This is a genomic window from Paenibacillus chibensis (assembly GCF_004001045.1).
Classification (GTDB): Bacteria; Bacillota; Bacilli; order Paenibacillales; family Paenibacillaceae; genus Paenibacillus_AQ; species Paenibacillus_AQ chibensis.
The window spans coordinates 90373-113496 of sequence record NZ_BIMK01000005.1; the positions used below are offsets into that span (position 1 = coordinate 90373).

Consider the following 23124-nt stretch of genomic DNA (forward strand, 5'->3'; position numbering starts at 1 on the left):
TCGGTATAATGGACGGTAAATATGCGCAAAGGTGGGGTTGTCATGACGCTTCAGATCGGAATCATCGGGACGGGCTGGTTCAGCCGGGTACACGCCGACATACTTGCTGCGGCCGAGGACGTAAAGGTACGGGCTTTTCTTGGAACGAGCAAGGAAAAGGGAGAGCGAATGGCTGCGGCCTATGGATCCGCCGGATATGGCGATTTACGGGACATGCTGGACGCGGAGCAACTTGATGCGGTTTATGTTTGCGTCCCGCATTCCTTTTTTGGTGGAAAAGCCGCTTGGCGTCGACCAGGAACTTCCGCGCCGCATTTCATCCGCTATTCAAGAAGCCGGGCTGATCACCTCGGTCGGGTATCATTTCCGCTATCAATCGAGCATGGACAAGCTGAAGGAGCTGCTGCAAGGGCAGAAGGCCGGCATGGCGCTCGGCCGCTGGATGGACAGCATGCCGGGCGTATCCTGGTGGAGACGGCAGGACGGATCGGGCGGCCAGTTCATCGAGCAGACGACGCATGTGGTGGACCTGCTGCGCTATACGGCCGGTGAGGTGGAGGAAGTGTATGCGCTTTACGGCAGCCGCATCAAGCATGAGCAGGTCGAAGGCGTGGAGGTTGCCGATGTAGGCACGGTCACGCTCCGAATGGCAAGCGGCTTGGTTGCGAACATCTCCAATACCTGTGTACTGCCGGAGGGAGCGGGACTCAGCCAGACCGGGCTGACTTTCTATACCGATCAGGGCGTCCTGGACTGGAATCCGCAGCGGCTGCGGGCATCGCGGCCCGGTGAACAGACGGAGTATCTGGAGCGGGCGAACCCCTATGTACAAGAAACGGAAGCCTTCCTCCATGCGCTGCGCACAGGGGACGGCTCCCGGATTAAATCGAATTATGCGGATGCGTTCAGGACGCAGGCGGTTACCTGCGCCGCCCTGGAATCGGCTGCGACCGGCATGCCGGTCCGCATCCGGTATGAATAAACGCCAAACCTTTAATGCATCAGAACCGACATCATGAGCGGCGCGACCCCGAGCGTGAACAAGGCGGCCAGGATCATGGAAATGCTGGATATGGTCCCGGACAGCGAGCTCATCTCAAAGGCCTTGGAGGTTCCCGTTCCGTGAGAGCTGGTGCCGAACAGGATGCCGCGAGCGATATCATTGTCGATCTTGAACATGCGAAGCACCATCGGGCCAATCATCGAGCCGAGAAGCCCCGTAATAATGACGAAAACGGCCGTAATGTTCGGCACGCCCCCGATGACCTGCGACACGTTCATGGCAATCGGGGTCGTAATGGAACGCGGGATCAGGCTGGTCACGAGCGAGGAGCTCAGGTGCAGCCATTTGGCGAGAAACGCCGATGAGATCATGGCGACGCAGGAGCCGGTGAGCACGCTGACGATAATTTCGACGGCGTGCTTTTTGAGTATTTTGAAGTTCTTGTACAGCGGTACCGCAAACGCGACCGTAGCCGGCTGCAGCAGGCTGCTGAGCCATTTGCCGCCGGAGTTGTAGGATTCATAAGGAACCTGCGTCCAGATCAGAATAAGGATGACGATCGCGGGCGTGATGAGAAGCGGCGACAGATAAACCTTGGGCCGCTTTGCGTATATGCGTTTGGACACGGCATAAATGCCGAGGGTGAATATAAGGCAGATGAGGCCGATCATCGGGAAGCCCTCCGTTCTTTCTGTTTGGCAATCCGGGATGCGAGCAGTCCGGAGCTGGCCATGACGGTAAACGTGCTGAAAAGAACAACGATCAGGATGCGGACCCCGTCGCTTTCAAGCATCGGAATATATTTCATGACACCGACGGCCGCGGGAATGAAGAATAACAGCAGCTCAGCGAGCAGCCAGTTAGCTCCGATCTCAATCCATTCCAAGCGGATAACGCCGGTCTCAAGCAGGATAAATACCACGATGATCCCCAGAATGCTGCCGGGTAACGGCAGGTGCAAAAGTTCGGCGAGCTTGTTCATCAGCAGCGAAAACACCATCAGCACCGCTACCTGCACCGTACCTTTTACAATATTGTTCACAGGGATTCTCTCCTTTCATTTATATGAAAATTTTACATCAGTTATTTTCATGGGTAAAATGAATAAATCGAATAATGATCATTCCATTTTTCTATAGGGGCAGTTGGAAAGGAGAAGGTGGAGATGGATATCCGGCATCTGCAGTATTTTATGGAGGTGGCCCGGCTGCAGAGCTTCACGAAGGCGGCCGAATCGCTCTATATCACGCAGCCGACAATCAGTAAAACAATCCGCAACATTGAGGACGAGCTCGGAGTGACGTTGTTTGACCGCTCTAACAAAAGAATCGAGCTTACCGATGCGGGGAGAATTATTTATGAGCAGGCGCAGCCGATCGTCAAATCCTTTCAAAGCCTGTCGGCCGAGCTGGGTGATTTGAAGAATCTGCAAAAAGGGCATATCCGGCTCGGGCTGCCGCCGATGGTCGGTTCCAGCTTTTTTCCGGAAGTCATTGGACAGTTTCATAAAAAATATCCGCAGGTGACCATGCAGGTATTCGAGGACGGAGCAAAAAAGGTGGAGAAGGACGTGGAAAGCGGGCTGCTAGACGTTGGCGTAGCGGTGCTGCCGATTGATGAGGAGCAGTTCCACTCGTTCTCCTTCGTCCGGGAAAAGCTGATGCTGCTGGTGCATCCCTCCCATCATTTATCCGGGCGAGGCGCTGTTCCGCTGGCGGAGCTGGCAGGAGAGAGCTTCGTGCTGTTCCGGGAGGATTTTGCGCTCCATGACCGGATCATCACCGAATGCGTCCGCGTCGGCTATCAGCCGCGCATCGTGTACGAAAGCTCGCAGTGGGATTTGATCAGCGGCATGGTGGCGGCCAATCTGGGAATCGCGCTGCTGCCGGAAACGATTTGCCGCGAGGTGGATCAGGAGCGGATCCGCATCATTCCGCTGATTAATCCGTCGATTCCCTGGCAGCTCGGCATGATCTGGCGCAAGGACCGTTATTTGTCTTTTGCCGCGCGGGAGTGGATATCCTTCGCGAAAAGCATCCTGATGGTGGACAAGCCGGTCAGCTGATGTTACCTTGTTTGCAGACCTGGAACCGGCACCATATGTATACATTGACATTCATTTTTGCGGAGCGATATAATTAGGTATCCTAATAAATTGCTTAACCAATTTAGTTACTTAACTATTATTTTGAAGTCGATAACCAAAGGACCTCGAATCAATTCAATGAAAGGAGATGCTACCTTGAAATGAGTGATTATGCATCGGTCGAAAACGCGTCGGCTCTGAAGCTTATGCAGGCCACCATGCGCTTTAACAAGGCGGAATTCCGGCAGCGGAAAATCGTGGGCATCAAGATGAGCGAGCTGGGGCTGTTGTTCAGCATAAAAAAGAATGTGAAAACAGGTACAACCGGGCTGATGGTTTCGGAAATCAGTCATATTTTGCGCGTCACCTCTCCAACCGTGACCCAGCTCATCAAGACGATGGAGAAGAAGGGATGGATCGAGCGCACCATGGATGAGCTGGACCGCCGTGCGGTTCGGATCAGTCTGACGGACGAAGGAGAGGCCGTCGTGGAGAAGGCGATCGAATCTACGATGGAATCTTTCGCCGGACTGATTGAGTACTTAGGGGAAGAGGAGGGCAACCAGCTGGCTGAATTGTTAACCAAAGCGTACACCTATTATGAATCCCAAGCTGAGTCATCTGCAGGAGGAGCGATCGAACCATGCTGAAACTGTTTCGGACGTTGAAGCCTTTTAAGCTTCCGATTCTGTTTGTATTTTTACTGGTCTTTTTCCAATCGATGTCGGACTTATATCTGCCTACGCTCATGTCCGATATTGTGGATAAAGGCATTGTGAACGGAGATATCCCTTATATCTGGAAAATCGGCGGCTTCATGCTGCTGGTCGCCCTGGGCGGTGCGATCTGTTCCATCGGGGCCAGTTATTTATCGGCGAAAGTGGCCGGAGGGTTCGGCAAAAATCTTCGCAGCCGCGTGTTTCACCATGTCCAGAACTTCTCGCTGCAGGAGTTCGACAAGCTGGGAACCGCCTCGCTGATTACCCGGACGACGAATGATATCACTCAGATGCAGCAGGTGCTGACGATGATTCTGCGGATGATGATCAGCGCGCCGATGATGTGTATCGGTGGCATCATCATGGCGGTGTCCAAGGACGCGAAGCTGTCTCTGGTCATCGTCGTCGTTGTTCCGGTGCTGGCAGGCGCCATCGCCATCATTGCCGGCAAGGGCATACCGCTGTTCAAGGCGATGCAGGTCAGACTGGATAAGCTGAACCGCGTGCTTCGGGAAAACCTCACGGGCATCCGCGTCATCCGTTCCTTTAACCGCATCGAGCACGAACAGAAGCGTTTTAATGAAGCGAACTTTGACCTTACGCAAACGGCGGTCAAGGTCAACAAAATCATGGCGGCAATGATGCCGATCATGATGCTGGTCATGAACTTCTCCACCATCGCCATCGTCTATTTCGGCGGGATCCGGATCAGTCACGGACATATGCAGGTCGGCGACTTGATGGCCTTCATCCAGTACGCGATGCAGATCATGTTCTCGCTGATCATGGTATCCATGATCTTCGTTATGGTGCCGCGCGCATCCGCTTCGGCTACCCGTATTAACGAAGTGCTGGAGATGGAGCCGCAGATCCTTGATCCGGAACGCACCGGAACATCGGCACCGGTCTCGCAGCAGCGGGGTTATCTGGAATTCCGGGATGTCACGTTCAGCTACCCGGGCGCCGAGCAGCCGGCCATTCACCATATTTCGTTCAGCGCCGCGCCGGGCGAAACGACAGCGATCATTGGCGGCACCGGTTCCGGCAAATCGACGCTGCTCAGCCTGATTCCGCGCTTCTATGATGTAGACAGCGGCAGCGTGATCGTCGACGGGCAGAACGTGAAGGAGATGACGCAGGAAGAGCTGCGCGCCAAAATCGGCTTTGTGCCGCAGAAAGCCGTCCTGTTCACCGGAACGATTGCCGACAACCTGCGATACGGCAAGACGGACGCGACCGACGAGGAGCTGCGAAAGGCGGCAGATATTGCGCAGGCCACCGAATTCATCACCAAGATGAAGGACGGCTTCCAGTCCGAAATTTCGCAGGGCGGCAGCAATGTGTCCGGCGGTCAGAAGCAGCGTCTGTCCATCGCGCGGGCGCTTGTGAGAAAGCCGGAAATCTACGTATTTGACGACAGCTTCTCAGCGCTGGACTTCAAGACGGACGCGAAGCTCCGGTCCGCGCTGAAGGAAGTAACCGCTGACGCGACGGTTCTGCTGGTGGCGCAGCGGGCCAGCACCGTTATGGACGCCGACCGGATCATCGTTCTGGATGAAGGACGGATTGCCGGCATCGGCAAGCACCGCGAGCTGATGGATACCTGCGACGTATACCGCGAGATTGTATCCTCGCAGCTGTCAGAGGAGGAGATCGCATGAGTGAAGGAAGAAAGCATCCCGGCAGCCGTCCGGCGGGTCCGCGCCATCCGGGCGGGCATCCCGGGCAAATGATGCCGGCCGAAAAGGCGAAGGATTTCAAAGGCTCGTTAAAACGGCTTCTTGGTTATTTGCGGCCGCGCCGGGTGACGCTTGCCGTCATTTTCCTGATGGCCATCCTCAGCACGGTGTTCAGCATCGTGAGCCCGAAAATTCTCGGAAAAGCGACGACCAAGCTGTTTGAAGGCATCATGGCTAAGGCCAAGGGAGTGCCGGGCGCGTCGATTGATTTCCATTATATATCGGAAATTTTGCTGATCCTGATCGGCCTATATCTCTTCAGCGCGCTGTTCAGCTATTTTCAGCAGTATCTGATGGCGGGGGTTGCCCAGCGAGTCGTGTACGATATGCGCGACCAGATCAACAGCAAGCTGTCACGGCTACCGCTGAAATATTTCGATTCGAAGACCCATGGCGAAATTCTCAGCCGCGCGACCAATGATGTGGATAACATCAGCACGACGCTGCAGCAGAGCTTGACGCAGCTCATTACGTCTGTCGTGACGCTCGTGGGCGTCATCGTCATGATGCTGACGATCAGTCCCTGGATGACGCTGATCCTGATCGTGACGCTGCCGCTCAGCTTTATCGCGATCCGGATGATCGCTTCCCGTTCCCAGAAGCATTTTATGGGCCAGCAGCGTTCGCTGGGCCAGCTCAACGGGCACGTGGAGGAGATGTATACCGGACATAAAATCGTGAAGGCGTTCGGACGCGAGGATGAATCGATGGCAGCGTTCAACGAGATTAACGACAAGCTGTACCACTCGGGCTGGAGAGCCCAGTTCATCTCCGGCATCATCATGCCGATGATGTCGTTTATCGGCAACATCGGATATGTGCTGGTGTGCGTGGTCGGCGGTATTTTCGTCACGAATAAGACGATTACCATCGGGGACGTGCAGGCGTTCATTCAATATGCCAGACAGTTCACGCAGCCGATCATGCAAACGGCGAACATCGCCAACATCATCCAGTCCACGATTGCTTCGGCTGAGCGCGTTTTCGAGCTGCTGGATGAGAAGGAAGAGGTTCCAGAAGCGCTTGAGCCGGTCGTGCTTGAAGATCCTAAGGGCGCTGTCCGCTTCGAGCATGTGAAGTTCGGATACAAAGAGGATGAGCCTCTGATCGAAGACATGAACATCAACGTGCAGCCAGGCCAGACGATCGCGATCGTCGGACCGACGGGCGCCGGGAAAACGACGCTCATCAACCTGCTCATGCGGTTCTACGAGCTGAACGACGGGGCCATCACGATCGATGGCGTAAATATCACCGAAATGAAGCGGAGCAATTTGCGCAGCATTTTCGGCATGGTGCTTCAGGATACATGGCTCTTCAACGGCACCATTAAGGAGAATATCGCCTACGGCCGCAGCGGCGTAACGGAAGAGGAAGTCATTCAGGCGGCCAAAGCCGCGCATGCGGATCACTTCATCCGCACCCTGCCGGACGGTTATGAAACCGTGCTGAACGAAGAAGCCTCCAACATTTCGCAGGGTCAGAAGCAGCTGCTCACGATCGCGCGTGCCATTTTGGCTGATCCGTCGATCCTCATCCTGGATGAAGCGACCAGCAGCGTTGATACACGGACCGAGGTCTACATCCAGAGAGCCATGAACGATCTCATGAAGGGCCGGACCAGCTTTGTTATCGCCCACCGCCTTTCCACCATCCGCGATGCCGACTTGATCCTTGTCATGAACAACGGCAGCGTGATCGAGCAAGGGACCCATGAAGAGCTGCTGGCGGAGAACGGCTTCTACGCCGATCTGTACAACAGCCAGTTCACGGGCGGAGGTGCTCAGGAAGCGGGTTAAGGGACTTGAGCCTAGGCGGCTGTCGAACGAAAAAAATTATTCCATATTGCAATTGATATCGCAGTAAAGAAAGCAAGGACGCCACCCGTAACCCGGGACCGGCGTCCTTTTTTATGAATCCAGAGAGCATGAAATCCGAAGCTAAGCCAACCTGATATCGCAAGGCAAATTACATCTACATGTTTACGGATGGAATAATTTAGATTACAATAGCTTTTTGGAAAAGAGTTGACAGCGTTACCATCTTCCAAAAAAAGGATATATATTTTATTTATAAGGGGAAAGTAATGACATGATGAAGATGAAGGGCAGCTTCAAGAGGCTGACGGGAATGGCTCTGGCCGCCGCATTGACGGTATCCGGAGCGTTGACCTTCCAGCCGGCTAGCGTCAAAGCCGCAGACGATCAGGAAACGCATATCACACTTCTGGCCACTTCCGACGTGCACGGCCGGTTTATGCCATGGGACTACGCCATGGACACGGCTAACACGAACGGGAGCTTTACGCAGCTGTATACGCTGATTAAGCAGGTCCGTGCCGAGAATCCGAACACCATTCTGCTGGATGCGGGAGACGTAATTCAGGACAACTCTGCCGAGCTGTTCAATGACCAGCCGAAATCGCCGATGATGGTTGCGATGAACGAAATGGGTTACGATGCCTGGGCGATGGGCAACCACGAGTTCAACTTCGGCATCGACACCTTCAATAAAGTGACGGGCCAGTTCAACTCCACCAAGCTGGCGGGGAATGTGTACAAAGAGAACGGGGAGCGGTTTCTTCCTGCCACCAAAATCGTGGAAAAGGGCGGAATCAAGGTTGGCATCATCGGGATGACTACGCCGCTCATTACCGATTTCGAGAAGGATACCGATCATCTGAAGGGTCTTGTTGTTAAAAATCCGGTCGATGAAACGAAAAAGGCCGTCAAAGAACTTGAAGGCAAAGCCGACGTGATGATCGGCCTGATGCATATGGGTCTGGACAACGAAAACTCGCTGCCAGGGACCGGCGTGTCCGACATCGCGAAGGAAGTACCGCAGCTGACCGCGATTTTTGCCGGACATATGCACAAGCTCGTGAAGAGCGAAACCGTAAACGGCGTTCTGATCGGGGAGCCGGACAAGTACGGCACGCATGTGTCCCGCATTGACCTGACGTTCGTGAAGCAGGACGGCAAAATGGTGCTGAAGGATAAAGTGGCTACCGCCATCCCGGTAAAAGGCGCGGACGGCACACCGGCCGTTTCCGATCCGGATCTGGAAAAGGAGCTTCTGCCGTACCATGAATTTGCCCGGAAAGATGCCAACATCGTCGTCGGCGAGCTGACAGGCAAAAACAATTTGGTTCCTGCTAGCGAGATTAACGGCATCCCGGCCGTGCAAATCCAGGAAACGCTGTTGTCCGATTTCTTCAGTGAAGTCATGCTGTATTACAGCAAGGCTGACGTGGTCGCGCATCAGATCGACAATGACAAAGCCAAGCTGGACGTAGGCCCGATACGCAAAAAAGACATCGCCTACAACTATCAGTTTGCGCTTGGCGAAATTACCAACTATAAAGTGACCGGCAAAGATCTGAAGGATTACATGGAATGGTCGGCAGGGTACTTTAACAGCACCCGTCCGGGCGACGTGACCGTCAGCTTTGACCCGAAACGCAGATCCTCCAAATACAGCACCGATGATTTCTTCGGCGGCGTGAAATACGAAATCGATCTGTCCAAGCCGTACGGCAGCCGCATTACCAACCTGCGCCATATGGACGGCACGCCGATCCAAATGAACGAAACGCTCACATTGGGCATGAACTCGTACCGTATGGATGCCCTTGTCGCAAAAGGCGGCGCGCTGGAAGGCCGCAATTTCGAGAAGCTGTGGACATCCAAGGCGGAAAGCGCCTTCGGTGAAACCGGCGGAACGATCCGCAACCGTGCGATCGCGTACCTGAAGGACGTCATGAAAGGCAAATACGAGCCGAAGATCCAGGATAACTGGAAAATCATCGGCGTGGACACCGCTTCCAAGGAACGCGCAGACGTGGTGGACCTGATGAACGCAGGCATTTTGACCGTACCAACGACGGAAGATGGCAAGTACACCAACATCGCTTCCATCAACATTCTGGATCCGGTCAAGGCGGAAGACGCTGCCAAGCTGGCTGAAAAAGCGGGCGTGGATGCTTCGCTCCTTGCGGATGCGAAAACAACCGGCGAGCTGTACCACAAGCTGAATGCGGCGGTCAAAGCGGCAGCCAAACCGGAAGCTACCAAACCGGAAACGCCTGCCAAACCTGAGACTGACAAGCCGACTCCTGCCAAGCCTGTCACTCCGGCTCATCCCGTTCCTACCAAACCGGCTGTAAAACAAGCAAAAATTACGGCGGACTATCTGAACGTGCGTACCGGCGCCTCATCGGCATCCAAAGTGATTGCAGCCGCTCCGAAAGGAACGGTTCTGGAAGTGACGGGCACCGCACCATACGGCTGGCTGAAGGTCGTTTATCAAGGCAGAACGGCATTTGTTTACGGAAAATATGTAACGATGCTGCCATAAGCTGCATTTCATAGAGACCAGAAAAAGAGGCTGCCCTTTAAGGGTGAGCCTCTTTTTCGTTATGCCGTTAGCGGTGGCTCATCAGGTACAGGAACCAGACGGCATGATTCTGCTCATCCATGGCGATGCGCCGGAGCTGGCTTTTCAGGTAAGGGTCCTGCGCCCGGTCAGACAAGCTCAAATAGAAATCCACCGTAGCTTGTTCATCCATGAACGAAGACTCCAGACCGGCTTTGTACTCCTTGGGGCAAGTTTCCGTTTGTACGGGTTGATGGGTCTGCCCCGTCAGATGCGTGTATACATTCATGAAAAACTGCAGATGCTTCTGCTCATCCTCGCGAATCTCCAAAATACGCTTCTTGGCTTGTTCGGTGGGTGCGAGCTTTGCCAGCTGTTCATAACAAATGACTGCGCTGTATTCCCCATCAATGGATTTGATAAGGTCTTCGGCCAAGGCTGCATCGGGATTCGTCGCCGGGCGGAAATATAATCCGTGTGGAATCAAGTGATAGCCTCCTCCTTCTTCTTCTGAAATTGGGCTGCTATACCCTATGCTTTGGAGGAGAAAAGGGTGACAAGGCAGGCCGGGCTTGCCAAGCGGGAAGGTGTAGGATAAGTTATGAAGTACATCACATACGGCGGATCATATCAGGGTTTGAAAGTCTTGAAAACGGGAGGTTGTCTGATGAAAAAAATCATATCTCTGCGCGAGCCCTTCAATGCGAAGCTGGTGATGAGATCGGTAAGAAGCCAGAACCCGCTGCTGGTTCATGCGCATTCGGAGGAGCCGGTGTTTTCCAAGGTCGTGCCGGCCGGTACGCGCAAAATGCCGGTGACCGTCACGCTTGTTCACAGCAGGAAAGGACAGGTTGCGGAAATTGAGTTTTTGGAGGCTTGTTCGGACATAGAGCAGGAGGAAGCCGTCGCTTTTATCAGCCGCATGCTCTCCAATCACGTGGATTTGATTCCTTTCTACAGGCAGCTGGGGGATGAACCGGTGCTCGGTACGATTCTGCCGGAGCTTTACGGAATGAAAATTTTGCTGGAGCCGAATCTTTATCAGAACCTGGTGCGCACCATCATTGGGCAGCAGATGAACCTGAGCTTTGCCGCCGCCCTGGTCAGCCGGATTACGGAGCGGTACGGTTCTCCGTTCCAGGTGAAGGACTCCGTCATTTACAGCTTCCCGGAGCCGGGGGCTTTGGCTCGCCTGGAGCCTGAAGAGCTGATGGAGCTGCAGTTCAGCCGCCGCAAGGCGGAATATGTCATCGGTCTGTCACGGCTCGTGGATGAAGGAACGCTGGATTTGTACGCATTGCCTGCCTTGGACGACGCGCTTATCTTTGAGAAGCTGCTCCCGATCCGCGGTATCGGCAAGTGGACCATTGAATGCTTCCTGCTGTTCGGCGTTGGCCGGACCGACTTCTTCCCGGCCGATGACATCGGCCTCAAAAACGCGATGAAGCAGCTATGGGGCATGGGTAGCCAGCCCTCCTCGCCGGAGATGCTCGCCATCAGCAGCGGCTGGTCGCCTTGGCGCAGCTATGCGGCCTACTACTTGTGGGCATGGCTGGATGAATGGAAGCTGCAGAAAAAGGCCGCCGCTGCGCCTAAAAAGAAGTAGGGCACCGTATCACCCGGCATGTCCTCACGCCTCGTCGGTGCGTGATTCACGGCTGAGTCCGACGCCGTTCCAGAACATATCGATGATGTCATGAGCCAGCTCCGTCGGAGAAGGAGCGAACTCCTTGGCGACCTCCCGGTTGCCGAGCATCAGCATCGACGCGAGCGTGTGCGCCATCAGCAGCGGATGCAGCGGCCGCACTTCTCCCTTTTCGATCGCCTCCGTAAAGCTGACGGTCAACACATGATGGATGCTTTCCTCGCTACGGCGGATGCTTTCCATCTGCTCCTTGGACAGCGAATCGGAAGCTTCGCGCAAAATAGTCTCAAAATCGCCGTGCGGAAAGCGCAGCTTTCGTTCGGCCAGCATGACGAGACGGTCGTACAAGGGCATGCCCTGCTGCTGCATGATTTGCTGCGACGAGGTTTTTGCCTTGTCCATCATGGCAGAGACGGCCGCGGTAAACAGCTGTGCTTTATTTTCGAAGTGATAGTATATGGATGCCTTGGTCACACCGCACACCTTAGCGATTTGTTGAAGGGATACCGGTTCATAACCAAACTCCATAAACAGGTCGGAAGCGGTTTTCAGAATATACTGGTTGGTTGTGCCTTCCTGCTCCTGCCGTTTAGGCCGGCCTGGAGGGCGCTTCAGTTTGGGCCCATGCTGGGAAAAATTCATGTTTACTCCTCCACTGTATAGATCGAACGAAAGTTTATTGCACTGAAATCCATGTCGTAACAAGTATAAATCCATGCCTTAACAAGTATATCTATTTCAGACCAAGCTTTCTTTCATTCGTTCTAGAAATTTTCAAAAAAACTTGTTTGATAATTAACCTTCCGGTATATATAATTATTATAAACCGCATGAAGGCGGATTATACCTTCTGATTTTTATACTTCAAGGCAATACATATACTATACCATGTACACCCGGGCAAAGGGTGAGGAGGAGAATCATGCAGCAGGAATCAGGATTTGGACGTTTTGTGGCTGGAAAGCGCAGCAAGTGGATCACGCTGGCGGTCTGGATTATTGTCGTGGGAGTTCTTAGCGCGCTGTGGCCTATGGTGAACAAAGAGGTTCAGAATAACGCCGCCGACCTGAATGAAGACACGCCGTCCGTTCAAGCCGAGCAAGTGGCAGCGGAGCAGTTCAGCGGCGGTTCCAGCATACCGGCGCTGCTCGTATGGCACCGCGACGGCGGAATGAAGGATGAGGATGTGCAGCATGTGCAGAAGCTCTTCGGCGATTGGGGCAGCAGTCCGCTACCTTACCAGGACAGCGTCCCGCCGTTTGACAAGATGCCGGCTCAGGCGCTCAAAGCCCAGCTGTCCAAGGATCAAAGCACGCTGGTTACGCCGGTTCTTTTCAAGAATGACGCGGATAGCGACCAGTTGAAAGAAGGCGTGGAGAAGCTGAAGGAGCAGGCTGCCAAGGAATTCGGGGCGGATCCGTTCGCGGTGAAGCAGAACGCCGCCGGAGAAATCAGCGCCCGTGTAACGGGACCGGTCGGCATTTCCATCGATGCGGTTGGATTGTTTAAGAATGCGGACTTTAAGCTGCTGATGGCTACCGTCGTTCTCGTATTGGTCATTCTGCTGCTCATTTACCGTTCGCCGATTCTAGCGCTGATTCCCCTTGTCGCCGTCGGTTTCGCTTATGGAGCGATCAGCCCGCTGCTCGGGCTCATGGCCAGCAAAGGCTGGATTACCGTGGATTCACAGGCTGTTTCGATCATGACCGTGCTGCTGTTCGGGGCGGGGACGGACTACTGCCTGTTCCTCGTGTCCCATTTCCGTCACCTGCTGCAGGCGGAGGAGAGCAAGGGCAAGGCATTGCTGCGGGCCATTACCGAAACCTCGGGCGCCATCGCGATGAGCGGATTTACGGTCGTGCTGTCGCTGCTTGCGCTGCTGCTCGCCAAATACGGTGCATATCACCGCTTTGCAATTCCGTTCAGCGTCTCGATCCTGGTGATGGTGATCGCGAGCTTGACGCTGGTTCCCGCGCTGCTGGCGATTTTCGGCCGGATCTCCTTCTTTCCGTTCATTCCGCGCACGCCGGAGATGGAAGAGGAACGTGCCCGCCGCAAAGGCAAGAAGGCACATACGCATCGCCGTAAAAAAGAAAGCTTCGTTGGCAAATGGGTCGTGACCAAGCCGTGGCTGATTGTTATTGTGACGCTGGTGGTGCTTGGCGGTCTCGCTTCTTTTTCGAGCCAGGTGAAGTTTACCTATGATATTATGTCGTCCTTCCCGAAAGACATGGCGTCGCGAGAGGGATATGACACGATCGGCAAACAATTTTCTCCGGGTGAGCTTGCGCCCGTCAAGCTGATGGTGGATACGGGAGGCCAGGATGTGCTGGGAGCGAAGCTGGCTGAGCTTCCTTCTGTCAATGAAGTCTCCAAGCCGCAAGCGGGCGAGAAAAACGCAAACATCCTTGCCTACGATATTGAGCTGAAGATGAATCCTTACTCGAGTGAGGCTATTGATCTTATTCCACAGCTGCGCGCCACTGCCGAGCAATCGCTCAAAGAGGCGGGAATTGCTTCCCCTGCCGAGAAGGTATGGATTAGCGGTCAAACGGCTACCCAATATGATACGCGGGAAACCGGTGACCGGGACACGATGGTGATCATTCCCGTCGTCATCGGCATGATTACGCTGCTGCTTCTGCTGTATTTGCGCTCAATCACGGCCACCGTCTATCTGGTGCTCACGGTGATCTTGTCTTACTTCTCGGCGCTTGGGCTCGGCTGGATTATCATCCATTACGGACTTGGAGCCGATGCGATTCAAGGCGCGATTCCGCTGTATTCCTTCGTGTTCCTGGTCGCATTGGGAGAGGACTATAACATCTTCATGATCTCGAGCATCTGGAAGAAACGCAAGGAAATGCCGCTCAAGCAGGCGATCAAGGAAGGCGTCGGGGAGACCAGCTCCGTGATTACATCGGCGGGCCTGATTCTGGCCGGAACCTTTGCGGTGCTGGCATCACTGCCGATTCAAGTGCTGGTGCAGTTCGGGATTATCACTGCGGTAGGCGTTCTGCTGGATACCTTCATCGTGCGTCCGTTTCTGGTGCCGGCGATCACGACGCTGCTCGGCCGGTTCGCTTTCTGGCCATCGAAGCATGCCGAAGTGAAGGAAGGGGCAGTCCGTAGGGAGGCCTAGGAGGAAGGGTTCACGAAGATATCAAGTTTGATGCAGCCCGGCACCTCATTTTATGGCTATAATATTACAATACGATGATGTTATAGCTTCACAGCATAGATGAGGTGATGGACATGATAGAACATAGCAGTCTACTGCTGCAGCAGAAGGCGGAAGAATATATAAGCATTTGTTATGCTGAACTCGAGAAAACGGAGCGGGAACTGCATGACCGCCTGGCGGCAGTCCGCCAAGAAATTAACGCAACCGGAACGTATGAGCATACCTTCGAGGAACTGGAGCACGGGGCGAAAATGGCGTGGCGCAACAGCAACCGCTGCATCGGGCGCTTGTTCTGGGATTCCATGGTGGTGCTTGACCGGCGGCACCTGGATCGGCCGGAGGACATTTACGCGGCGCTGCTAACGCATATTGAACAAGCGACCAACGGCGGCAAAATTATTCCGACCCTCTCGGTGTTCAAGCCGGATGGCCCGATGAGCAGAGGAGTGCGCATCCGCAATCACCAGGTAATCCGGTATGCCGGCTATGAGACGGAGAGCGGGATCGTCGGCGATCCCGCTTCCGTGCTGTTCACGAAGGATTGCATGCAGATGGGATGGCGCGGGGAAGGCACGCATTTTGACGTGCTGCCGCTGGTGATCGAGTCGGGAGAGGAGGAGCCGCTGCTCCTGCCGATCCCGGACGAGCTGGTGCTTGAAGTGCCGCTGACGCATCCGGATTATCCGGCCTTTGGCCATCTTGGCTTGCGCTGGTATGCGGTGCCGATTATTTCGGACATGGACATGATCATCGGCGGCATTCGCTATACGGCAGCTCCCTTCAACGGCTGGTATATGGCGACGGAGATCGGCGCCCGGAATTTGGCTGACACGAACCGTTACAATGCCCTGCCGCGCGTGGCTGAGTTGATGGGCTTGTCCACGGCAAGCGAAACCTCTCTCTGGCGCGACCGTGCGGTGGTGGAAATGAACGTTGCGGTGCTGCATTCCTACAAGCGGGCAGGCGTCAGCATGGTGGATCATCATACGGCTGCGGCGCAGTTCCAGCTGTTTGAACAGAAGGAAGCCAAGTGCGGGCGACCGCTGACCGGATACTGGAACTGGCTTATTCCTCCCGTATCTCCGGCCACGACGCATATTTTTCACCAATCGTACGATAATACGGTGCTGTATCCGAACTTCTTCAGAAGGGGCGAGGGCTGAAGCTGCGCGGGTCATTCGACATCATCTGGAGCATGCCCATTCCGAGCCGACCGATGCTCCAACGAATCTTGGAAGCAGATTTAAGGCCGGAATGGAAATTGCTTGCTGTCTTGTTGCATTTTTGCAAATTCCTCGTATACTCGTATAGTGGATTAATTGTAAGAAATGCTTGTCTTTCTTTCTTGCAATATACATGGATCAACGGTAAGAAATGCACGTTATTCTTTCCGCTATCTTTTTTCAATTTATATAGCAATAGAATTTGGATGCAGAGGAGACCAAGAAACAGCGTTGGAGAAAATGAAATGGAACCAAGTCGTAGACCGGCTCCTGCAGCGTTCAGGACTTGATATTACAGTTGGATTGGAACCGCGTTTTGGAGATGGACGTTTGATCGGCGGCAAATACGGAATGAACTCCAAATCCGTCACAATGTATACAGAAGTGATCCAGGAGCAGTGCCTGCAAATGTTCGGAACATTGGAGCGGGAAGAGGATTATTTCACGGTGGTGCTGGCCCATGAGCTCGGCCATGCGGCCGATGCTGAGCTGCAGCGACTCTGCGAAGAGCTGGAGGATGCTTCGGTCAGCGGAGAGAGACGGACCCGAGTCGCCCTGCAGATTGAAGAGAATGCCTGGAACTATGCGCTCGCTTTGGTTCCGGAGGTGGATGCCGCCTTTTTCAGCACCGTGATAGACGAATCGCTTCTGGCTTACCGGATGCAGGTGGAGGAAGCGGCTGCTGCAGCTTATACGGCGTAATTGAACTGATTTTCATACATGAAAAGGATAGCATGGCAGTGCGCGAATCGAGCGCGGCCCGGCTATCCTTTTTTGAATATGTCATCACTTCTATGAGCATCAGTGGATGGGCACAGGCCGGGTTTGCAGGTACAGCTCCGCATCCTTGCTGCGGCCCGTTGTAATCATATCCGCGATGATTTCAGCCAGCACCATGCTGTACACCATCCCGTTATCGCCATATCCCATCAGGAAGTAACAGCCGGGATATTCCTCATACATGCCAATCATCGGCAGACCGTCATGGGTTCCCCCGTAGAAGGCTCCCAAGTAGTACTCGGCTTCCACCGGAATGTCCGGGAACAGCTTGCGGAATTCACCCAGCAGCTTCTCTTGATTGTGAATCACCTTTGAATCGCGGACATCCGCGTACGGGGTGTCCTTGTCGAGGCCACCGATGATTACACGATCGTCTGCGGTCGTACGCATGTAAATGTAAGGACGGGCCGATTCCCATATGAGGGTGCGTTTGTACCAGGTTCGGAAATCGGCTACGGGCTTCGTAATAACGGCGTATGAGGAGGAGAGGACGGCGTTTTTGTCCCGTTTGACCTCCAAATTCTCATATCCGGCGGCGAAAATGACATGCTTCGCTTCGATCCGTTGGCGGCTTTGGGTGTAAAAAACCGCTTTGCCGTTCTCGAACGTTTTGCCGGTAATTTCGGTTTCGGCATGAATGCGGGCTCCGTCGCCACGCGCTTTCTCCAGCATGCCGATCGTGAACTTAAACGGATTGATCTCCGCATCATTGTTATAGTAGAGGGCTGCCGGCTTGCGAAACGGGTAGCGGGCGGCGATATGCTCCTCGTTCAGCAGCAAGGCCTGAAAGCCGTACTTTTGCAAAAGCGAGAGTTCTTGCTCCAGCTTATGGACATCCTCCGGATAACTTGCATAATAGAGGCTGTCCCGCCGGGTAAAATCCGGATTGACGGGGAGCTTGGCGCTGATGGCTTCCATTTGGTTGATAGCCGCCTCACAGAGCTTGAGGTGGCGGACAGTCCGCTCTTCTCCGAACGTATGGGCCAGCTGTACGAAGGTTTTCTCGCCGGCATACTGGATGAGCGCGGTATTGGTGGCCGTGCTGCCGCTACCTGGCTGCCTTTTGTCGACAACCAGCACATTCACACCCCGCTCCGCGAGAACCGAGGCGCACTGCGCCCCGGAACTGCCGGCGCCGACAATCAGAACGTCGCAGGCCGTATCTTCGGACAAGGGAGAATAGACGGGCGCCTGTTCCAGCGTCGTGGGCCAGTAAAATTTGCCGCTTTGCAAGTCCATCGTAATACGCCTCCTTCATGGCAATAAGATCGAACACTATTATGTTCCATCACAGGACGGATCATACAGCCGGGGTCCAAGCGTTAAGCAAAAACGCCCCGCCCGCACAAGATGTTGGCGGGACGGAGCGCTTTTCTAACATGCAGGAGGTGGTCCTTACTCGGCTTCGTTCAGCGGGCTGACGACCAGTTCATACTGATTCAGCGACGAACCGAGAATGGCGTCATTGCCGCCTTGTCCGCGATGGGATTCGCGGAAAGATTCGCTGGAGGTCCAGTTCCGGAAGGAGGCTTCATCCTGCCATACCGTGGATACCTTCAGTTCCTCACCTTCACCTTCCTTGCTTTTGCCGAGCCATACTTCCATACGTACGAACCCGGGCATTTCCTTGACGCTTTGGGCATGGGCGAACCGTTCGGACATCGCCTTGCCGAAGCCCTCCTTGACCCGAATCGTATTCGTAATTACGATCATTGCTGCATCGCCTCCGCTTGGTTGAGTGTGGATGATAATACCATACCCCTCAAGTCTACGCGTCTCGATCCAGTTTCTCAAGCGGCTCGGTTGCCGGGCCTTCAATGACGGAGCCTTCATAATTGAAGCGGGAACCGTGGCAAGGGCAATCCCATGTGCGCTCGGCTTCATTCCATTCGCACTCGCAGCCCAGATGCGTGCAGGTGGTGTCCACCAGGTAGAGATTGCCCTGCGCGTCTTTATAGCCGCCGGCCCGTTTGCCGTCATGCGTGATGACGGCGCCCTCGTCGGGCTTCAGATCCTCGGCGCTCCGATGCGTCAAGCCAACCTTGCCCGCAACAAAATGCTTGGCGACGTCGGCGTTCTGAACGACGAAGGTTTTGACCGACGGGTCAGCCTTGAAGCGGGACGGCGTGTAAAGCGGCGTGTAGGCATTATCCTTGCCCAGAATCTGATCCGAGAGGATCATGCCCGACAAGGTACCTTGGGTCATCCCCCACTTATTGAAGCCGGTTGCCACGTAGATGCCCTCGTCTCCCGACGTGATCTGTCCGATATACGGTACTTTGTCGAGTGTGACGAGGTCCTGTGCAGACCAGCGGAAGGGAATGTTTCGGATACCGAACAGCTTCGCGCCGAAGCTTTCCAGCTCCTCGTAATGGTTATGCGTGCATAGGCTTTGTCCGGTTTTATGATTCTCCCCTCCGGCGAGCACCAGCTCCTGACCGTTCCACGAAGCCGTCCGGAGCGAACGCTTCGGCTCGTCTGCGCTGAGGTACGTACCGCCGGCAAAAGCGGTTTCCGGCTGGAAAGCGACCACGTAGGAACGCTCGGCATGAAGCCGGGTGAAGTACAGGCCGCCCCCGTCATAGAACGGGAAATGGGAAGCCGACACGACATGGCTGCAGCGCACCTTATGCTTGCCCCGGTAGGTAGTTAGCGTAAACGGGCCTTCTTTTTCCAGCGTGGTGATGGTCGTATGCTCAAATATTCTCCCGCCGGCCTTAATGATCTCATTCACCAGCGGCTTCAGGTAATGGAGCGGATGGAACTGCGCCTGGTCCGGCATTTCGATGGCCCCGCTGACATGCAGCGGGATCGGTAGCTTATCCCTCCACTGCCCGGGAATGCCAAGCTTGATGTAGGCATCGAATTCCTTCTGTAGCTTCTGCAGCTCATCCTCGGTCTCCATGTACAAATAAGCGCTTTCCGGTTTAAGGTCGCAATCGATGTTCAGGTCGTTCACTGTTTTTTGAATAAAAGCCATAGCCTCGCGGTTGGCTTGATGGTACATTTGCGTTTTTTCCTCGCCAAAATGGTTCAGCAGCTCATCATACAGCAGCCCATGCTGGGCGGAAATTTTGGCGGTGGTATGTCCGGTCGTACCGTTCAGGATGCTTCCCGCCTCAAGCAATGCTACCTTGCAGCCTTGACGCGACAGCAGGTAAGCAGTCGTGATGCCTGCGATGCCGGCACCGACGATCGCGGCGTCCACCTCAATGTCCTCGGTCAGCGGCGGAAAGGATGGGAGCTCGGTGGATACTCTCCATAAGGATTCGGGATACTGCGGCAAATGCCGGGAAACGGAATCAGGTTGTTGCATGGCATATCCTCCTCGTCGTATTCACTTTCATTTATTACCACTTCGAACCAAAAAGAAACGAAGCCTTTTCTTGTATCTCTCCGTTGTTTACAATAATGGAGGAAGAATATTCTAACGAGGAGGCTTTGCCTGTGACTATGAAATATCGGAGACTTGGCAAGAGCGGACTGAAGGTAAGTGAAATCAGTCTTGGCAGCTGGTTGACCTACGGGGGTTATGTGGAGCAGGACAATGCGGTCAAGGCCATACAGACAGCCTATGATCAAGGGATCAACTTCTTCGACACGGCGAACGTATATGAACGCGGGGCGGCGGAGGAGCTTCTGGGAAAAACGCTTAAAGCCTATCCGCGCGAGTCTTACGTGCTGGCAACCAAAGTATTCGGCAAAATGGGGGACGGCCCCAATGACATGGGATTATCGCGCAAGCATATTATGGAGCAGTGTCACGCGAGCTTGAAGCGGCTCGGGCATGATTATATTGATTTGTATTACTGCCATCGGTACCATCCGGAGACGCCGATCGAGGAAACGCTGCGCGCGCTCGATGACCTGGTACGTCAGGGCAAGGTCTTATACATAGGCGTGAGCATGTGGACAGCGGCGCAGATGGAAGCGGCACTGGGTACAGCCGACCGCTACCTGCTGGACCGGATCGTGGTGAATCAGCCGGTTTACAACATGTTCAACCGCCATATCGAGGCAGAAATCATTCCCCTTGGCGTGGAAAAAGGAATAAGCCAGGTTGTTTACTCCCCACTCGCCCAAGGCTTGCTGACCGGGAAGTACAGTACAGTCGGACAAGCGCCTGAGGGCAGCCGCGCCGCCAAGCTGAACTGGAAGGAAGACCAGATCAGCGAAGAGAAGATCATGAAGGTGCAGGAGCTCAGCGTCATTGCCAATGAGCTCGGCATCAAGATGAGCCAGCTGGCGCTGGCCTGGATTTTGCGCCAGCCTAACGTAGCCAGCGCCTTGGTCGGCGCCAGCCGTCCAGAACAAGTGACCGAGAACGTGCAGGCTTCGGAAGTCACGCTGACAGCAGATGTGCTGGAGCGGATCGAACGCATTCTTTCATAAAATGAAATGAACTGAGAAATAAGCCGCCCGGGAAACCGGGCGGCTTTTTGCCGTAACGGATGAACAGGGAATTGCATTGGCGTTACGCGGCAGGGAAAGCTATACTTAAGCTATACCTTTCATTTTAGGGGGAGACAGGCATGGCATGGCTTAAGATAGACGATGTGGCCAAAGAGACCGGATTAACGAAGCGTTCAATCCGGTATTACGAGGAAATCGGTCTCATGAAATCGCCCGAGCGATCCGACGGCGGCATCCGGCTATACACCGAGGAAGACGTAGAGCAGCTGAAAAATATTATTCTTGCCAAGAAGGTTCTTGGCTTTTCCCTACAGGAAATTCAGGAGTTCCTGCAAATTCATGATCAGGTCATAAAGCACCGCAGCAACGCATCCTCTTCCATGGACGATTCGCTGCGTCAAGCGGAGCTTACGCATATGGCGGAAGCCGTGAACAAGCAGCTGGAGCTTGTGGATTACAAAATCGCGGAAATGAAGAAGGTCAGGGAAGAATTGGCCAGTCTCAGCGGACGGATTAACAAAGCGATGGATTAACTACAGAAGGGACAGCCCCGGGTCAAGCGGGCTGTCCCTTTTTAATGTGTTCATGGATGGATGGACGGTTCTATAGTTTTCACTTTTCTGCAGGAAGGGGCGCGGAATGTAACGATTGCGAGGCAGCGCATACTTTGTTGCGTCCGCTGTTCTTCGCATGGTACAGCGCCTTGTCGGCTTGTTCCACAAGCGTGCTGCCGCTCTCCGCGATGCCGGTGTCATGGGGATACGTTGCGACACCGATCGAGACGGTAATACGCAGCTTTTTTTGGAGGGAAGGCAGTTTGAATATATGGGCTTGTACGGCTTTACGGATTCGTTCGGCTGTGGCGGCAGCCAGGACAGAGGAGCAGCCGGGCAGCAGCACGGTGAATTCCTCCCCGCCGTTTCGGGACACGATTGCGGGAGGACGGGCCTGCTCGAGCAGGATTTGTCCGAGACCGCGCAGAACCTCGTCGCCTGCGGCATGTCCATACGTGTCATTCACAAGCTTGAAATGGTCGATGTCAATAACGAGCAGGGACAGCTCCTGTCCGTGCAGCTGTGCCCCCGCCCATTCATGCTGCAAGGACCATTCGAACTGCCGCAAATTATTGAGCTGGGTCAAATGGTCGGTGGAGGCCCGTTTCTCAAGCTGGGCAAAGAGCATGTTGGACGAATCGATATGTTCCGTAATGAGATATAGAAACAGGCAGGCAATCACCGAGATCACCAGCTGGGTCGGATAATAACGCATCACGGTTTCCATGTTCTCCAGATTCAGGCTGAGCGTGATGAAAATAACGAGCATGCAGGCTGCATTCATCACGTTCATTTTCGTGAGCCGTGACCACGGGAAGGTGGACAAGTAGGCGCACAACACGCCAACCACCAGCATCGCTACGCATGCGATCAGAGCGGCGGAAGACCATCCGTACAAAGCGATCCGGCCGATGCCAATCACGACGCCGCATAGAAGAGCAGGCAGCCATCCCATGTAAACGCCGACCACGACCACCGTAAGATGGCGCATATCGGCAATGACATGCGGTCCGACCGGGAAGCTGTAATTCATCAGGATGATGCCGTACAGGCCGAACAGCAGTCCCGAATTGACCTTGACCGGCATGGTCAAGGGCCGGGAGCCGATGACGTATTTTTTGGAGAGGACACCCGAAAAGAATAGAAATGTCACAAAGATACAAATGTTCACGAAGAAACTGTTCAGCATGCCTTTCAGATACCCTCCAACCCAATATCTTGCATTCTGCTTCTTATATTAGCGGATTTGAGAGAGATATGTTAGCTTTCAAGTGAAATTTTCATCGGATTTTGAAGAAAGAAAGCAGTTTTTCAAAGCTTAGGCCTCTATGCCTAAGAAATGGATGATGATAGAATAATTTAAGGGAAATGGATATTAGTTGAAAAAAATTGTGAGAAAATTCC

General features: G+C 54.2%; 21 protein-coding genes. 13 read left to right on the forward strand and 8 right to left on the reverse strand.

The window, feature by feature from the left end:
• Positions 1-42 precede the first annotated feature (42 nt).
• Together PCH05_RS27980 and PCH05_RS27985 are read left to right on the forward strand one after the other, a co-directional pair.
• Complete coding sequence (locus tag PCH05_RS27980; protein WP_307719508.1) at positions 43-552, forward strand: Gfo/Idh/MocA family protein; 510 nt, start codon at positions 43-45, stop codon at positions 550-552.
• Entirely contained in the window at positions 452-982 is a 531-nt protein-coding gene (locus tag PCH05_RS27985) for a Gfo/Idh/MocA family protein (RefSeq protein ID WP_307719509.1), read from the forward strand. The genes PCH05_RS27980 and PCH05_RS27985 overlap by 101 nt, the downstream gene beginning before the upstream one ends.
• An 11-nt stretch (positions 983-993) precedes the next feature.
• Here the strand turns inward: PCH05_RS27985 and PCH05_RS05440 are convergent, their stop codons facing one another.
• Both PCH05_RS05440 and PCH05_RS05445 read right to left on the reverse strand, forming a co-directional pair.
• Positions 994-1674, reverse strand: a complete 681-nt coding sequence (locus PCH05_RS05440) for a CidB/LrgB family autolysis modulator (protein WP_127601347.1) — start codon at positions 1672-1674, stop codon at positions 994-996.
• Positions 1671-2045, reverse strand: a complete 375-nt coding sequence (locus tag PCH05_RS05445; protein WP_127601348.1) for a CidA/LrgA family holin-like protein — start codon at positions 2043-2045, stop codon at positions 1671-1673. The genes PCH05_RS05440 and PCH05_RS05445 overlap by 4 nt, the downstream gene beginning before the upstream one ends.
• Positions 2046-2168: 123 nt before the next feature.
• Here PCH05_RS05445 and cidR point away from each other — a divergent pair, with 123 nt between their 5' ends.
• The 5 genes from cidR (at position 2169) to PCH05_RS05470 (ending at position 9903) form a co-directional block, all read left to right on the forward strand.
• Positions 2169-3068 carry a cidABC operon transcriptional activator CidR gene (gene cidR / locus PCH05_RS05450; protein ID WP_127601349.1) on the forward strand — a complete coding sequence of 300 codons (900 nt, stop codon included), beginning with the start codon at positions 2169-2171 and terminating at the stop codon, positions 3066-3068.
• Positions 3069-3250: 182 nt separating this feature from the next.
• Positions 3251-3739 (forward strand): MarR family winged helix-turn-helix transcriptional regulator, encoded by a 489-nt coding sequence (locus PCH05_RS05455; protein ID WP_127601350.1) that lies wholly within the window; start codon positions 3251-3253, stop codon positions 3737-3739.
• The gene (locus PCH05_RS05460) at positions 3733-5469 is read left to right on the forward strand and encodes an ABC transporter ATP-binding protein (protein WP_127601351.1); all 1737 of its coding nucleotides are present in this window, start codon (positions 3733-3735) and stop codon (positions 5467-5469) included. Before PCH05_RS05455 ends, PCH05_RS05460 begins: the two co-directional genes overlap by 7 nt.
• Positions 5466-7346, forward strand: coding sequence for an ABC transporter ATP-binding protein (locus PCH05_RS05465; protein WP_127601352.1), 1881 nt, complete (start codon positions 5466-5468; stop codon positions 7344-7346). The genes PCH05_RS05460 and PCH05_RS05465 overlap by 4 nt, the downstream gene beginning before the upstream one ends.
• A gap of 292 nt (positions 7347-7638) precedes the next feature.
• On the forward strand, positions 7639-9903 hold the full coding sequence (locus PCH05_RS05470; protein ID WP_371860515.1) for a 5'-nucleotidase C-terminal domain-containing protein: 2265 nt from the start codon (positions 7639-7641) through the stop codon (positions 9901-9903).
• Positions 9904-9970: 67 nt separating this feature from the next.
• Here PCH05_RS05470 and PCH05_RS05475 read toward each other — a convergent pair whose 3' ends face one another.
• The gene (locus PCH05_RS05475) at positions 9971-10408 is read right to left on the reverse strand and encodes a ferritin-like domain-containing protein (RefSeq protein ID WP_218030509.1); all 438 of its coding nucleotides are present in this window, start codon (positions 10406-10408) and stop codon (positions 9971-9973) included.
• Positions 10409-10588: 180 nt separating this feature from the next.
• Here PCH05_RS05475 and PCH05_RS05480 point away from each other — a divergent pair, with 180 nt between their 5' ends.
• Positions 10589-11527 (forward strand): DNA-3-methyladenine glycosylase family protein, encoded by a 939-nt coding sequence (locus tag PCH05_RS05480; protein WP_164766549.1) that lies wholly within the window; start codon positions 10589-10591, stop codon positions 11525-11527.
• A gap of 24 nt (positions 11528-11551) precedes the next feature.
• Here PCH05_RS05480 and PCH05_RS05485 read toward each other — a convergent pair whose 3' ends face one another.
• Positions 11552-12208 (reverse strand): TetR/AcrR family transcriptional regulator, encoded by a 657-nt coding sequence (locus PCH05_RS05485; RefSeq protein WP_164766550.1) that lies wholly within the window; start codon positions 12206-12208, stop codon positions 11552-11554.
• Between the two features lie 280 nt (positions 12209-12488).
• On the opposite strand from PCH05_RS05485, the gene PCH05_RS05490 reads away from it, so the two are divergent.
• The 3 genes from PCH05_RS05490 (at position 12489) to PCH05_RS05500 (ending at position 16675) form a co-directional block, all read left to right on the forward strand.
• Positions 12489-14708: an MMPL family transporter gene (locus PCH05_RS05490; protein ID WP_127601355.1), complete on the forward strand. Its 2220-nt coding sequence runs from the start codon at positions 12489-12491 to the stop codon at positions 14706-14708.
• Positions 14709-14815: 107 nt separating this feature from the next.
• The gene (locus PCH05_RS05495; RefSeq protein ID WP_127601356.1) at positions 14816-15913 is read left to right on the forward strand and encodes a nitric oxide synthase oxygenase; all 1098 of its coding nucleotides are present in this window, start codon (positions 14816-14818) and stop codon (positions 15911-15913) included.
• A 300-nt stretch (positions 15914-16213) separates the two neighbouring features.
• Positions 16214-16675 (forward strand): hypothetical protein, encoded by a 462-nt coding sequence (locus PCH05_RS05500; RefSeq protein ID WP_246049386.1) that lies wholly within the window; start codon positions 16214-16216, stop codon positions 16673-16675.
• 99 nt (positions 16676-16774) lie between these two features.
• Here PCH05_RS05500 and PCH05_RS05505 read toward each other — a convergent pair whose 3' ends face one another.
• From PCH05_RS05505 to PCH05_RS05515, 3 genes are all read right to left on the reverse strand, one after another.
• A complete protein-coding gene (locus tag PCH05_RS05505) occupies positions 16775-17992 on the reverse strand; it encodes an NAD(P)/FAD-dependent oxidoreductase (RefSeq protein ID WP_127601358.1) in 1218 nt (405 codons plus the stop codon).
• A gap of 156 nt (positions 17993-18148) precedes the next feature.
• On the reverse strand, positions 18149-18466 hold the full coding sequence (locus PCH05_RS05510; RefSeq protein ID WP_127601359.1) for an antibiotic biosynthesis monooxygenase: 318 nt from the start codon (positions 18464-18466) through the stop codon (positions 18149-18151).
• 55 nt (positions 18467-18521) lie between these two features.
• Positions 18522-20069 carry an FAD-dependent oxidoreductase gene (locus PCH05_RS05515; RefSeq protein ID WP_127601360.1) on the reverse strand — a complete coding sequence of 516 codons (1548 nt, stop codon included), beginning with the start codon at positions 20067-20069 and terminating at the stop codon, positions 18522-18524.
• A 137-nt stretch (positions 20070-20206) separates the two neighbouring features.
• On the opposite strand from PCH05_RS05515, the gene PCH05_RS05520 reads away from it, so the two are divergent.
• Positions 20207-21145: an aldo/keto reductase family protein gene (locus PCH05_RS05520; RefSeq protein ID WP_127601527.1), complete on the forward strand. Its 939-nt coding sequence runs from the start codon at positions 20207-20209 to the stop codon at positions 21143-21145.
• A 140-nt stretch (positions 21146-21285) separates the two neighbouring features.
• On the forward strand, positions 21286-21699 hold the full coding sequence (locus PCH05_RS05525; RefSeq protein ID WP_127601361.1) for a MerR family transcriptional regulator: 414 nt from the start codon (positions 21286-21288) through the stop codon (positions 21697-21699).
• A gap of 79 nt (positions 21700-21778) precedes the next feature.
• Here PCH05_RS05525 and PCH05_RS05530 read toward each other — a convergent pair whose 3' ends face one another.
• Complete coding sequence (locus tag PCH05_RS05530) at positions 21779-22891, reverse strand: GGDEF domain-containing protein (RefSeq protein ID WP_246049374.1); 1113 nt, start codon at positions 22889-22891, stop codon at positions 21779-21781.
• Between the last annotated feature and the right edge of the window lie 233 nt (positions 22892-23124).

Excerpts from the sequence above, each read along its gene's own strand:
- PCH05_RS05440 (WP_127601347.1), bottom strand. The coding sequence starts at position 1,674 with ATGATCGGCCTCATCTGCCTTATATTCACCCTCGGCATTTATGCCGTG.
- PCH05_RS05480 (WP_164766549.1), top strand. The coding sequence starts at position 10,589 with ATGAAAAAAATCATATCTCTGCGCGAGCCCTTCAATGCGAAGCTGGTG.
- PCH05_RS05500 (WP_246049386.1), top strand. The coding sequence starts at position 16,214 with ATGAAATGGAACCAAGTCGTAGACCGGCTCCTGCAGCGTTCAGGACTT.
- PCH05_RS05485 (WP_164766550.1), bottom strand. The coding sequence starts at position 12,208 with ATGAATTTTTCCCAGCATGGGCCCAAACTGAAGCGCCCTCCAGGCCGG.
- PCH05_RS05460 (WP_127601351.1), top strand. The coding sequence starts at position 3,733 with ATGCTGAAACTGTTTCGGACGTTGAAGCCTTTTAAGCTTCCGATTCTG.
- PCH05_RS05455 (WP_127601350.1), top strand. The coding sequence starts at position 3,251 with ATGAGTGATTATGCATCGGTCGAAAACGCGTCGGCTCTGAAGCTTATG.
- PCH05_RS05505 (WP_127601358.1), bottom strand. The coding sequence starts at position 17,992 with ATGGACTTGCAAAGCGGCAAATTTTACTGGCCCACGACGCTGGAACAG.
- PCH05_RS05465 (WP_127601352.1), top strand. The coding sequence starts at position 5,466 with ATGAGTGAAGGAAGAAAGCATCCCGGCAGCCGTCCGGCGGGTCCGCGC.
- PCH05_RS05515 (WP_127601360.1), bottom strand. The coding sequence starts at position 20,069 with ATGCAACAACCTGATTCCGTTTCCCGGCATTTGCCGCAGTATCCCGAA.
- PCH05_RS05470 (WP_371860515.1), top strand. The coding sequence starts at position 7,639 with ATGATGAAGATGAAGGGCAGCTTCAAGAGGCTGACGGGAATGGCTCTG.
- cidR (WP_127601349.1), top strand. The coding sequence starts at position 2,169 with ATGGATATCCGGCATCTGCAGTATTTTATGGAGGTGGCCCGGCTGCAG.
- PCH05_RS05520 (WP_127601527.1), top strand. The coding sequence starts at position 20,207 with ATGAAATATCGGAGACTTGGCAAGAGCGGACTGAAGGTAAGTGAAATC.
- PCH05_RS05510 (WP_127601359.1), bottom strand. The coding sequence starts at position 18,466 with ATGATCGTAATTACGAATACGATTCGGGTCAAGGAGGGCTTCGGCAAG.
- PCH05_RS27985 (WP_307719509.1), top strand. The coding sequence starts at position 452 with ATGCCGGGCGTATCCTGGTGGAGACGGCAGGACGGATCGGGCGGCCAG.
- PCH05_RS05525 (WP_127601361.1), top strand. The coding sequence starts at position 21,286 with ATGGCATGGCTTAAGATAGACGATGTGGCCAAAGAGACCGGATTAACG.
- PCH05_RS05495 (WP_127601356.1), top strand. The coding sequence starts at position 14,816 with ATGGACATGATAGAACATAGCAGTCTACTGCTGCAGCAGAAGGCGGAA.
- PCH05_RS05490 (WP_127601355.1), top strand. The coding sequence starts at position 12,489 with ATGCAGCAGGAATCAGGATTTGGACGTTTTGTGGCTGGAAAGCGCAGC.
- PCH05_RS27980 (WP_307719508.1), top strand. The coding sequence starts at position 43 with ATGACGCTTCAGATCGGAATCATCGGGACGGGCTGGTTCAGCCGGGTA.